The sequence below is a fragment of the Oxobacter pfennigii genome (assembly GCF_001317355.1).
Classification (GTDB): Bacteria; Bacillota; Clostridia; order Clostridiales; family Oxobacteraceae; genus Oxobacter; species Oxobacter pfennigii.
The window spans coordinates 1-11,281 of record NZ_LKET01000024.1 but is presented as its reverse complement, the minus strand read 5'-3'; the positions used below and the strand labels follow the sequence as shown (position 1 = coordinate 11,281).

Sequence of the window (11,281 nt, the reverse complement as noted above, 5' to 3'; positions counted from 1 at the left end):
CCTATCTTATCTCTATTGCCGCATTTTCCGTACATGCCGATACATCTATCTTTCTGGCTGATGAATCATAGCATGAATTTTTCCCTGTTATCTGTCTGTGTCTTTCATCTGAACTTAAGTAATCATTTGAATAAATAAAATTGGGTATATCTATTATTATATTGTGGTTTTTAGTGGAAGCTTCAATAAAAACTGCGGTGCCATCCTGAAATGCCAAATCTGCTTCAATTGTACCATTACTGTTTTTAAGCTTCAATTCTAAATAATCCTTCCATTCGTCTGATAAGGATATGTCAATTCTCTCCGACGAGGTAATGATCTCGCAATTGCTGCAATTTAAGTTCTCAATTATAACAGGGCTCTTTGAAGCCTTCACATAAAGTTTGTTGCAGGTAATATCACAGAACTCTATCTTATTTGACGATGTAAAGGCTTCCCCTGAGTCAAATTCCGTACCCGCTATTGATATCTTTCCGCTATTGGATATGCATGAAAGCTCTTTGCATTGAAGGTAAGATGCGTTTATCTTACCCTTTGAGGTTATTAATTTAACCTTGTTGAATTTTTCCCTCGGAATCTCAATCTTAAAATTCACATTTGTATTATTCCTTTTTTTAATTTTAATAGAATAAAAATTAGGCCTATCAACAATATCAAGCAGTTTATCCATTTTGTTTTCTTTCGGACTGCAATAAATACGGATCTTTATTATGTCTTCATCATAGCCGTCTAAGAATATATTGCCGTACATATTTTCAAAGCTTAAGCTTAATAGGGGCAAATTATCTGTCTTTTTACTAATGACAGATACCAAAGCTCTTTCCTCATTATTTATATTATTGAAGTTATTTATCATCTTTATAAGGGAATCATCAAATTCAGGAACATTGGATGAAATATTCCCAAAGGAAGTCTTAAGGCTGTCAGCTATATCATTGAATTCCCTGGTATCTTCAAAAGCTTTCTTAATATGAGGAACCTTTTCAGCAATTTTTGTATCCAGTATTTCAGTATTTTTATTTAAATCTCCTGCAATCTTATTAATTTTACCTTCCAAATTTACTTCCAAGTCTTTAAAAATTTCATTATATTTCTTAGTATCAAATTGCAGATTTTTCTCCATTGATTCATGAATTTTATTAAGGCTTTCATTTATTTCTTTAGTAACAGAGGAGCTTTTTATCATAAATTCCTCAAGGGTTTTGTTTATTGGGTCCCTTGGAGTCTTGGAATCTTGATTTTGTTTATATAAATCTTGTTTATCATTTAAACCTTCAATCATAGCTTGGGCTTGGGAAGCCGTTATTTTGCCTTCTTCCAGCATTTTAAGAATTTCGCTTAGCTGTGATTTCATATTTTAACCTCCATATATGGACTTCCTTAATAAATCTATACTATTTCTTATGCATTTTATGACTGCTTCAAATCAACATAAGCTCTCAACATAATATTTCACATTACTATAAAATAAATTTATAAGTAAAAATATAATAGGGAATAATATTATAATATATTGTAAATTGGACAAGAATATAAAGGGCTTAAGCTTAAAATGTCTATGAACAATCTGCATTTTTTCACAAAAACTTCATTAATTATTTAATTGTAAATAGAAGGAAAAAAATGTTAATTGTAGAATAATACATTTAATACTTTATTTGCATACTGATATTTAGGGAATAAGGAGGAGTTTTTGTATGCGGCTTAATTTAAAAACTATAAATAAAACACTGGTTATAACAGTTTTCGGTGACATTGACCATCACTCATCAGACGAAATGAGGGAAAGAATAGACAGGTTTATTGATAATCACTCCATAAGGAATATAATATTTGACTTCACCAATGTAAATTTTATGGACAGCGCAGGAATAGGAGTGATTATAGGCCGGTACAGGAAGGTTTCGGATATGGATGGAAAGGTTGCGATTGTAAACAGCCGTCTTCATGTTAAGAAACTTCTTGAAATATCGGGCGTCCATAAAATTGTAGGCATGTATGAAGAAATGGACACTGCAATAACCGAGATGTAATGAGGAGGGGAAAATAATGGATTTTGAAAACAGCATGAAACTTGAAATAATCAGTTTATCACAGAATGAAGCATTTGCAAGGACAGTCGTGGCTGCATTTGCATCGCAGCTTGATCCCACATTAGATGAAATATCCGATGTAAAGACCGCAGTATCTGAAGCCGTGACAAATTCAATAATACATGGATATGAAAATACTCAGGGCATAATTACAGTAAAAGCCGATATAAAGGATAATTTATTGACTGTGGAAGTAATTGATAACGGAAAGGGCATAGAGGATATAGAAGCGGCAAGACAGCCACTTTACACATCAAAGCCTGAATTAGAAAGGTCGGGCATGGGATTTACCGTTATGGAGACCTTCATGGATAGCGTAGACGTCATTTCTGAGCTTGGAAAGGGTACAAGAGTATTGATGACTAAAAAATTCAACTCTGTAGCTTAGATGGGAGAACTATTATGAGTTCAAAGGCAAATAGCAAAGGCATTTCAGAAATACTAAGTCATGAAGAGACTCTTGAACTTATCAGCAAAAGCCAGAAAGGCGATAAATTATCCGAAGAAATACTTATAAAAAGAAATGTAGGCTTGATATCTTCCATTGCCAAAAGGTTTATGAACAGGGGATATGAATTTGAAGACCTGTTTCAAATCGGAAGCATAGGAATAATAAAAGCCATAAAAAATTTTGACACAACTTTCAGCGTAAAATTTTCTACATATGCGGTGCCTATGATAATGGGTGAGATAAAGAGGTTTATAAGGGATGACGGAATAATCAAAGTCAGCAGATCCATGAAAGATGTGGCTAAAAAAGCTAAGGTAGCCAAAGAGAGAATGGCAAAGGAACTGGGAAGGGAACCAACAATTGCCGAGATTTCAGAAGAGCTTGGTATTACTACAGAAGATTTGGTCGTAGCCATGGATTCCGCTATAAGCCCTGAATATCTTTACGATGTCATTCATCAGGACGACGGTTCTCCGGTCTTACTAATTGATAAACTCAGCGAAGAAAAAGATGTAGACAGCGAAATAACGGACAGAATAGCTCTTAAAGAAGTTTTGGATAAGCTCGAGCCTAAAGCCCGTCAGATAATTATATTAAGATATTTTAAAGACAAGACACAAACTGAAATTGCAAAAATGATGGGAATTTCACAGGTGCAGGTATCAAGAATTGAGAAAAAAGTACTTGAAAAAATGAAAGAAATAATGACCTAAAGCGGCAGATTACTGCTGCTTTTTATATTACTGTATTTTGTATTAAAAAAGGTATTTTGCAAATACTAAGTTTAAAATCTTTAAGCAGGTGTTTTTATGAAAAAAGCAATTTTTACGGCAGCAAATGTTATGATGATTTTAGCGATATTGGCAATAGTAGCGGGAGGAATATATTTTGTAATGAAAAATAATTCCAAAATCCCAGTAAGGGCGCTCTTCGTGGAATCAAAGTCAAAAAGGCTGGTTCAGCAGATTTAAGCCTCATAATACTAAAGTAAAAGAGGTGTCCTATGTTACTTTATATCAGCAATAAAAGATATGATGTAGTTTCTTCTAAAAATATGGAAGAAAATGAAGAAAGACTGGAAGTTACAAACAATGTACTTGACGATGTGGACAAAATGCTGATTAAAAACATCCATAGCAAAAGGAAAGAAATAAGGTAAAGGGGGTAACCGGCATAAACAATAATAATGAAAAACAAAAAAAAGAGTTTCAAAAGAAGGTTAAGGAGAGCAGCCCAAAATCCAATCTTCTTAAAAACTGCTTTATGGCATTTATTGTAGGAGGATTAATATGCGATATCGGACAGTTTTTTGTAAATATGCTGATGAATTCGGGAATGCCTCTTGATGAAGCCCGGGGATATACGTCTCTTATCATGGTGTTTTTAGGTTCTTTCCTGACTGGGTTGGGCGTGTATGATAATATAGGCAAGTTTGCGGGAGCTGGCTCCATTGTACCTATCACAGGCTTCGCAAATTCTATTGTTTCACCTGCCATGGAGTTTAAAAGAGAGGGATATGTATTCGGGGTAGCAGCAAAAATGTTTTTAATAGCTGGACCGGTACTTGTTTATGGCATCACTTCATCCGTTATAGTGGGTTTGATTTATTATCTGATAAAATAAGGGGTGGATAATATGGCATTAAAAAAGCTCGGAAAGCAAACTGTGAAATTTATCAACCCGCCTTCAATTATATCCACGGCATCCATAGTAGGTCCAAAGGAAGGAGAAGGACCGCTGGCTAAATACTTTGACACAATTTTAGGCGATGATTTATGCGGACAAAAGAGCTATGAAAAGGCAGAATGCTGCATTTTTAAAGATGCAGCTAATTTAGCCATAGAAAAAGCCGGGTTGAAAAAAGATATGCTTGATTATATGCTGGGAGGAGATTTATTAAATCAAATAATTACCGCCAGCTTTGCAGCGAGGGACATAGGCGTACCATTTTTTGGGCTTTACGGGGCTTGCTCAACCATGAGTGAATCCTTAAGCCTGGGTTCCATGTTAATAGACGGAGGATATGCGGATTATATACTATGCATAACATCAAGCCACTTCAGCTCTGCTGAAAGGCAATACAGATTTCCTTTAGAACTAGGGACTCAGCGAACCCCTACAGCCCAGTGGACGGTTACCGGTTCCGGAGGAGCTGTAATTTCTACTATGGGCAACGGACCTTATATAACTCACGTGACAACAGGAAAAGTAATTGATTTTGGAATAAAGGATGCGAACAATATGGGAGCTGCCATGGCACCTGCCGCAGCAGACACCATAAGCCAGCATTTTAAAGATACAGGTTTTAGCACTAAGGATTATGATGTAATTGCCACCGGAGACCTTGGTAGCTTGGGGATGGAACTTACGGATGACTTACTGAAAAAAGAAGGCTTTAATATATCGGATATTTACACCGATTGCGGTGTTGAGATATTTGATTCTAAAAAGCAGGATACCCATGCAGGCGGCAGCGGCTGCGGATGTTCGGCAGTCGTTTTTAGCGGTTATTTCTATGAAATGTTAAAGCAAGGAAAATACAACCGAATAATGCTGGTATCAACCGGCGCTCTGTTAAGTCCTACAAGCACTCAGCAGGGCGAATCCATACCTGGAATAGCTCATGCAGTAACCATTGAAAGGATGGTGTAGCTCATTTATGGATTATGTAAGCTCGTTCATTGTAGGAGGCATTATTTGCGTGATAGGGCAGATTCTAATTGATAAAACCAAGCTTACATCAGGTAGAATCCTCGTGATCTTTGTAACTGCAGGAGTAATACTCACAGCCATAGGGATTTATGAGCCTATTGTAAATATCGGTAAAGCAGGTGCAACAATTCCTCTTCCGGGCTTTGGATATTCACTGGCAAAAGGCGTCATAAAGGAAGTCACTGAAAAAGGTTTTATAGGAGTATTTACAGGAGGTGTTAAGGGTACTGCTGCAGGGATATCTGCTGCCATTACTTTCGGATATATCATAGCAGTAATTTTCAGCCCCAAGACTAAAAAGTGACAGTGAGGTAGCAAATGGCTAAAAGAAAGGTAATTATAGTAACTGACGGGGATAATATTGCAAGAGAGGCAGTTGAAGAAGCTGCTAAAAATATCGGGGGCAGATGCATATCAAAAACAGCAGGCAATCCTACACCAATATCCGGCAAAGAAATAGTAGAACATATAAAAAAGACTCCCTATGATCCTGTGATATTGATGGTGGATGATAAAGGCCATCAGGGAATGGGGTTTGGCGAGGAGGCCATGAACTATATTATAAATCATCCTGATATTTTTGTTATGGGTGTGGTGGCAGTAGCCTCAAACACAAATCATATAAGAGGCATAAAAGTGGGCCATTCCATAGATAAGAAAGGAAAATTGGTAAAGGGAGCCGTAGACAAATTCGGAAAGAAAAAGAGAGATAAGATTATAAAAGGGGACACGGTAGATATACTTAACGATATTAAAGTTCCCGTTGTACTGGGAATAGGTGACCCTGGGAAAATGGACGGATATGACAGTATATTGATTGGTTCACCTATTCTGACTAAAGCTATGCTGGAGATAATAAGAAGAAATGATTTAATGGAAGCAGTCAAAAATCCCAGGGACAGAAATTAAAAAGGTCTGTGACTTTAGTTTTTTCTAAAGACACAGACCTTTGATTTTAAGGTGTTGCCGGTTTTTTAGTAGGCGTTATGGGAGGAGTGGGATAAGGTGAGTCTTCATCCTCATAATCATCGTCATCATCGTCATCATCATCGCCAAAACCGGGGGCAGGATTATATCCGCCATTACTTTGATTATGGATGTCACAGGTATCCGTCGGAAGTTGATACTGAGAATCCAATACCGAACTGTCAACAGCATATGGCCTCTTTATAAATACTCTTTCCTCTACCAATTCAGGAGGACAGTATTCGCTTGCCAGTTTATTATTTAAAATGTCTACCCTTGCTTTTACATGTACATCACAATATTCTGTAGGAACTTTTCCTTCTATGAATATTTCCGTTACTACTCTTGAACCTCTCTGATCTTGAGCACATAAATCCGTAGCTATTTTTCCCGAGTCTTTGCAAACTGAGGCAGTTACAATTCCGCTTGGTTTATCAAAATTTTTAACAGGGAGATTGCTGTGAACTTCTTTCATAATCTCTGACCACATCCATGCTGTCTCACCGCTTGTGAGTCTTCTGTCGCTGTTAACTCCGGGTTTTGGTGCTATACTTGGTTTATCATGGCCCATCCAAATGGCACCTGAATAATAAGGTGTAAGTCCTACAAAATATGCATCGGCTTCATCGTTTGTAGTACCTGTTTTTCCTGCCGCCGGCATGGAACCAATATTAGCTTTAGAACCGGTACCTCCGTTTACAACGCCTTTTAAAACATCAACGGTAAGATAAGCGGCCTGGGATGATAATACCTGATGCTTTTCGGAGTTTTTTTCAAGAAGGGTGTTTCCTTCGCTGTCAACGACTTTTGTATATAAAATAGGTTCAATATATACGCCGCTATTTCCGAATACCCCGTAAGCAGAAGCCATTTCAAGGGGAATTACACCTTTTGTAAGACCGCCTAAAGAAATTGCAGGACCCATATCATTCAATTTTCCAGAAGTAACTATCGTAGACAGGCCGAATTTTTTTAAATACTGAACGCTGTTACCTGTTCCGATTTGAAGCATAAGCTTTGCGGCAACTACGTTTTTTGATGTTTTGACAGCATCTCTCAATGTAGTCAAACCGGAATATTTTCTATCGTAATTTAACGGCTCCCATCCTCCAGTTGCAGCTTTCATCTCGGGTGTGAAGGGAGTATCATCAATGACTGAACTTGGCGAATACCCCATGTCAAAGGCAGGTCCGTATACAGCAAGAGGTTTCATAGCCGAACCCGGCTGCCTTGCGTATATAGGATCGGCCGCCCTGTTTTGGGATTTTAAGGGCTGGTCACCTCTGCCTCCTAAAACTGCATTTACCTGGCCTGTTTTATAATCGGTAATTACAACACCTATTTGGGGCTGTATTATATTTTCTTTTCCCCAATAAGCAATTTCCTCGCTTAAATGAGGGTAGAATTTAGGGTCATTTGCAACTCTGTCAACGATATCCTGTATCCTGGTATCAATGGTAGTGTATACTCTAAGTCCGCCTGAATAAATTAACTGCTGTATTTCATCTTTGGTGTAACCATATTTATCTGTCAAGTCTTTTTCAACGCTGGATAATGCGGCCTCAATAAACCATTGATATTTCAAAGTGGTATTATCACTTCTCTTTTTAAAAGATGTTTCATTCATAGCCATCAATTCTGCTTTGGCTTCTTCATATTCCTCATTGCTTATCATTTGATGCTCAATCATTTTTGAAAGAACGATGGATGCCCTGTCTTTATAAACTTCAGGGGTATCAGTATTAAGATAAGGATTATACCTTGAAGGAGACTGGGTAATACCGGCAATCAAAGCACTTTCAGCTATGGTAAGCTGATTTACATCCTTGTCAAAATAGTATTCTGCGGCGGCCTGAACTCCATTGGCAGAACCGCCTAAGAAAATAGTATTAAGGTAATATTCCAATATCATATCCTTCGAAAGCTTTTCTTCAAGCTTAATAGCAAGATAAGCCTCCTGAATCTTTCTACGCCATTCCTTTTTGGACGTAAGAACCGTGTTTTTCAATAGCTGCTGTGTGATGGTTGAAGCACCTTGATCATATCTGCCTGTTTTCAAGTCTGCCCATAAAGCACCGAAAATACGTCTTATATCCACCCCGAAATGGCTTCTAAAGCGCTCATCTTCAATAGCTATAAATGCATCCTGAGTATATTTTTTAATATTTGACAGTGTTACATATGTCCTGTTTTCAACTCCGTGAAGACTTTCTATGTATTTTCCGTCCTTATCATATATCTTTGTGGTTTGTGCCAGGTTGGTAAAATTATCAATATTAACCTGGGGCGCAGTATTGATGAAAGCAAGTACAATACCGCCTGTGGCACCTATAGCAACCAGCATGGCTAATACTATTGTCAATAAGACAACTTTCCATGCCTTAAATTTCTTTTTCTTTCTATTCTTATCTGTATTTTGTTTGTTGTTCATGTTAACCTCCCTGAAAAGAGTTAAGCAATTATCTAAAGTATAGGCAGACTTCTAAACCATTATAACATAAAAAAAGTGTTATGTTAATGAAAACTAGCCCAATAAGTATATTGAGAAGATTCTATGGATAGAATCCTTACATATGTAAATTGCTAAAATTTTTTATAAAGATAATAATAGCTTGTTTGTGGAACAATAATTTCAGGAGGCGTTAATATGAAATATGTTTTTTACCTCACTGCATTAATCCAGATTCCGGTTTTTTTTATAACTCTTTATTACATTATTATTTCCATTTTTGGTATATATAAAGGAAAAAGGCATAAAGAATTTGAGCCTCAGAAAAAGTTTGCCATAATAGTGGCGGCTCATAATGAGGAAATGGTAATAGGTCATATAATAGATAGTCTTATGGATCTAGATTATCCTCATAATATGTATGATGTCTTTGTGATTGCGGATAATTGCACGGATAAAACCGCTAAGATTGCAGATATACATGGGGCTTACGTATTTGAAAGGCAAAATGATAAACAGCGAGGGAAAGGCTATGCCCTTGAATGGATGTTCCAAAATATATTTTCAATGAAAAAGAAGTATGATTGTATAGCAGTCTTTGATGCCGATAATCTTGTATCAAAAAATTTCTTAAGGGAAATGAATAACAAGCTATGCGAAGGCTATAAAGTAGTTCAGGGATTTTTAGACAGCAAGAATCCTAATGACTCATGGATTACGGCTTCATATTCCATAGCCTTCTGGAGCTCTAACCGGATGTTTCAGCTGGCAAAAAGCAATTTAGGCCTTTCAAGCCAAATAGGCGGAACAGGCTTTTGTGTCGATGTTGAACTTCTTAAGCAGTTGGGCTGGGGGGCAACCTGCCTTACGGAGGATTTGGAATTTTCCTGCAAGCTTATTTTAAACGGAGAAAAAATAGGATGGGCTCATGATGCTGTTATATACGATGAAAAGCCCTTAACTCTCAAACAGTCATGGAAACAACGAAAAAGATGGATGCAGGGATTTGCAGATGTGTCAGGAAGATTTTTCTTTAAGTTGCTTATAAAGGGCATAAAAGATTTTGATATTACAGCGCTGGATTGTGCTCTATATACCATACAGCCCTATATATTAATTGTATTTGGAGTTTCAACAATATTGACTTTTACCCAGAGCAGCCTGAATATTCCCTTAAATGTTTTTCTCATAAAGTTCCTTTTAAGCAGCGCGCTGGGAATTGGCGATGAGATGTGGAATATAATAATGATTATTCAGTTTTTCTATACGCCGGCACTGCTTTTACTGGACAGAAAACTGGATTTAAGGATAAGCCTTTGGTATATTATCTATCCTTTATATGTATTGACCTGGATACCTATAGCATTGTCAGGTATTATGAATAAAAACAATAAGGAATGGACCCATACAATACACACCCGTCAAATAAGTATTGAAGATATTGAAAATTCCTGTGAAAACGGTAAAGAGAGTCTTGCATAATTAAATTTTAAAATATTAAATTATAAAATAGTTGCAAGTTGGCACCCCCTTGTATCATAGAATTAATAAAAGGGGGTGTTTTTATGTTACCTTCCAAGAGAAGAGCAATAAAAGGTCTGGTCATATTCTTTTCATTTTTTGTTTTTATTATTTTTTCATTTTATACAGTCGACAGCCAATTAAAGCCTACTCTTATAGCACTATCTGACAGCGAGTTAAGAATAGCAGCTACTGAAGCCATAAGCAAAACTGTAAAGGATGAGCTGTCAAAAAACATTGAATACAGTGATTTTGTCAATGTGAAAACCAATAATAGCGGTGAGATAATAGCCATTGAATTAAACACCATAGAAATGAACAAATTCGGAAACAACGTGGTATTAAGAGTACAGGATGAAATGAAGTTTCTGGGGGGTAAGGGTATAAGTATACCCTTAGGAGTGCTTACAAAAAGCAGCCTGCTTTCATATATGGGGCCAAAGCTTAAGGTAGATGTCATACCTACAGGAAATGTAATGGCAGATTTCAGGTCTGAACTGGAATCGGCGGGGATAAATCAAACCAGGTACAGGGTCTTTATAACCATAAGTACCAGCCTTCAGATTGTCATACCAACCGTTAAGGAAAGAATAGATGTTGTCTCTACAGTTCCCATAGCAGAAACTCTTATAGTGGGAAAGGTCCCAGGCAGTTATTTCAATACCACACCGGGAGGATTCAATGTACCCAATATCGTTCCAATCCCCGCACCTTAATAATAATTTATATGGCCCATAAAAATATTGTATATTATATATCGAGGTAGAATAAAATATTATCATAAAATTTTATAAACAACTTGACTAGATTTTATAGGTATGTTACTATTAATAGGCTGTTACAAAACAGCTTATTTTATGGTCCTTGAAAATTGAACAGTGTGAGAGATTGTGTGAAGCGTTTCAGGTAAGACTGAAACAACCCAAACTAATTATCATGGATAATGAGTTATCTTCGATAACTAGTCACAATATCTTTTGAGAAACCTAGAACAGTAATTAATAGCTAGTTAAGTCTAGCTAGGAAATAAACTTAACATGAGAGTTTGATCCTGGCTCAGGACGAACGCTGGCGGCGTGCCTAACACAT

13 protein-coding genes are annotated in these 11,281 nt (G+C 36.8%); 11 read left to right on the top strand and 2 right to left on the bottom strand.

Annotation, left to right across the window (positions count from 1 at the left end):
* Nucleotide 1: 1 nt before the first annotated feature.
* On the bottom strand, nucleotides 2–1,354 hold the full coding sequence (locus OXPF_RS05175) for a DUF4097 family beta strand repeat-containing protein (RefSeq protein WP_054874150.1): 1,353 nt from the start codon (nucleotides 1,352–1,354) through the stop codon (nucleotides 2–4).
* A 343-nt stretch (nucleotides 1,355–1,697) separates the two neighbouring features.
* Here OXPF_RS05175 and spoIIAA point away from each other — a divergent pair, with 343 nt between their 5' ends.
* From spoIIAA to spoVAEA, 9 genes are all read left to right on the top strand, one after another.
* Entirely contained in the window at nucleotides 1,698–2,033 is a 336-nt protein-coding gene (gene spoIIAA, locus OXPF_RS05170; protein ID WP_054874149.1) for an anti-sigma F factor antagonist, read from the top strand.
* 16 nt (nucleotides 2,034–2,049) lie between these two features.
* The gene (gene spoIIAB, locus OXPF_RS05165; protein WP_054874148.1) at nucleotides 2,050–2,481 is read left to right on the top strand and encodes an anti-sigma F factor; all 432 of its coding nucleotides are present in this window, start codon (nucleotides 2,050–2,052) and stop codon (nucleotides 2,479–2,481) included.
* Nucleotides 2,482–2,495: 14 nt separating this feature from the next.
* Nucleotides 2,496–3,257 carry an RNA polymerase sporulation sigma factor SigF gene (sigF, locus tag OXPF_RS05160; RefSeq protein ID WP_054874147.1) on the top strand — a complete coding sequence of 254 codons (762 nt, stop codon included), beginning with the start codon at nucleotides 2,496–2,498 and terminating at the stop codon, nucleotides 3,255–3,257.
* Between the two features lie 96 nt (nucleotides 3,258–3,353).
* Nucleotides 3,354–3,515, top strand: coding sequence for a hypothetical protein (locus tag OXPF_RS22365; RefSeq protein WP_160317154.1), 162 nt, complete (start codon nucleotides 3,354–3,356; stop codon nucleotides 3,513–3,515).
* 32 nt (nucleotides 3,516–3,547) lie between these two features.
* Nucleotides 3,548–3,703 carry a hypothetical protein gene (locus tag OXPF_RS22360; RefSeq protein ID WP_160317153.1) on the top strand — a complete coding sequence of 52 codons (156 nt, stop codon included), beginning with the start codon at nucleotides 3,548–3,550 and terminating at the stop codon, nucleotides 3,701–3,703.
* Nucleotides 3,704–3,717: 14 nt separating this feature from the next.
* Nucleotides 3,718–4,167, top strand: a complete 450-nt coding sequence (spoVAC, locus tag OXPF_RS05155; protein WP_054874146.1) for a stage V sporulation protein AC — start codon at nucleotides 3,718–3,720, stop codon at nucleotides 4,165–4,167.
* 12 nt (nucleotides 4,168–4,179) lie between these two features.
* A complete protein-coding gene (spoVAD, locus tag OXPF_RS05150; protein WP_054874145.1) occupies nucleotides 4,180–5,196 on the top strand; it encodes a stage V sporulation protein AD in 1,017 nt (338 codons plus the stop codon).
* Between the two features lie 7 nt (nucleotides 5,197–5,203).
* Nucleotides 5,204–5,560 carry a stage V sporulation protein AE gene (spoVAE, locus tag OXPF_RS05145; RefSeq protein WP_054874144.1) on the top strand — a complete coding sequence of 119 codons (357 nt, stop codon included), beginning with the start codon at nucleotides 5,204–5,206 and terminating at the stop codon, nucleotides 5,558–5,560.
* A gap of 14 nt (nucleotides 5,561–5,574) precedes the next feature.
* Complete coding sequence (spoVAEA, locus tag OXPF_RS05140; protein WP_054874143.1) at nucleotides 5,575–6,165, top strand: stage V sporulation protein SpoVABEA; 591 nt, start codon at nucleotides 5,575–5,577, stop codon at nucleotides 6,163–6,165.
* Between the two features lie 46 nt (nucleotides 6,166–6,211).
* On the opposite strand, the gene OXPF_RS05135 is transcribed toward spoVAEA, so the two are convergent.
* On the bottom strand, nucleotides 6,212–8,653 hold the full coding sequence (locus OXPF_RS05135; RefSeq protein WP_054874142.1) for a transglycosylase domain-containing protein: 2,442 nt from the start codon (nucleotides 8,651–8,653) through the stop codon (nucleotides 6,212–6,214).
* 216 nt (nucleotides 8,654–8,869) lie between these two features.
* Here OXPF_RS05135 and OXPF_RS05130 point away from each other — a divergent pair, with 216 nt between their 5' ends.
* Both OXPF_RS05130 and yunB read left to right on the top strand, forming a co-directional pair.
* The gene (locus tag OXPF_RS05130) at nucleotides 8,870–10,153 is read left to right on the top strand and encodes a glycosyltransferase family 2 protein (protein WP_054874141.1); all 1,284 of its coding nucleotides are present in this window, start codon (nucleotides 8,870–8,872) and stop codon (nucleotides 10,151–10,153) included.
* 83 nt (nucleotides 10,154–10,236) lie between these two features.
* Nucleotides 10,237–10,908 carry a sporulation protein YunB gene (gene yunB, locus OXPF_RS05125; RefSeq protein ID WP_054874140.1) on the top strand — a complete coding sequence of 224 codons (672 nt, stop codon included), beginning with the start codon at nucleotides 10,237–10,239 and terminating at the stop codon, nucleotides 10,906–10,908.
* The last annotated feature ends 373 nt before the right edge of the window (nucleotides 10,909–11,281 follow it).

What these genes read in the sequence shown, in the direction of transcription:
- yunB (WP_054874140.1), top strand. Translation starts at nt 10,237, where the DNA reads ATGTTACCTTCCAAGAGAAGAGCAATAAAAGGTCTGGTCATATTCTTT.
- spoIIAA (WP_054874149.1), top strand. Translation starts at nt 1,698, where the DNA reads ATGCGGCTTAATTTAAAAACTATAAATAAAACACTGGTTATAACAGTT.
- OXPF_RS05175 (WP_054874150.1), bottom strand. Translation starts at nt 1,354, where the DNA reads ATGAAATCACAGCTAAGCGAAATTCTTAAAATGCTGGAAGAAGGCAAA.
- sigF (WP_054874147.1), top strand. Translation starts at nt 2,496, where the DNA reads ATGAGTTCAAAGGCAAATAGCAAAGGCATTTCAGAAATACTAAGTCAT.
- spoVAEA (WP_054874143.1), top strand. Translation starts at nt 5,575, where the DNA reads ATGGCTAAAAGAAAGGTAATTATAGTAACTGACGGGGATAATATTGCA.
- spoVAE (WP_054874144.1), top strand. Translation starts at nt 5,204, where the DNA reads ATGGATTATGTAAGCTCGTTCATTGTAGGAGGCATTATTTGCGTGATA.
- spoVAD (WP_054874145.1), top strand. Translation starts at nt 4,180, where the DNA reads ATGGCATTAAAAAAGCTCGGAAAGCAAACTGTGAAATTTATCAACCCG.
- spoIIAB (WP_054874148.1), top strand. Translation starts at nt 2,050, where the DNA reads ATGGATTTTGAAAACAGCATGAAACTTGAAATAATCAGTTTATCACAG.
- OXPF_RS05135 (WP_054874142.1), bottom strand. Translation starts at nt 8,653, where the DNA reads ATGAACAACAAACAAAATACAGATAAGAATAGAAAGAAAAAGAAATTT.
- OXPF_RS22365 (WP_160317154.1), top strand. Translation starts at nt 3,354, where the DNA reads ATGAAAAAAGCAATTTTTACGGCAGCAAATGTTATGATGATTTTAGCG.
- OXPF_RS22360 (WP_160317153.1), top strand. Translation starts at nt 3,548, where the DNA reads ATGTTACTTTATATCAGCAATAAAAGATATGATGTAGTTTCTTCTAAA.
- OXPF_RS05130 (WP_054874141.1), top strand. Translation starts at nt 8,870, where the DNA reads ATGAAATATGTTTTTTACCTCACTGCATTAATCCAGATTCCGGTTTTT.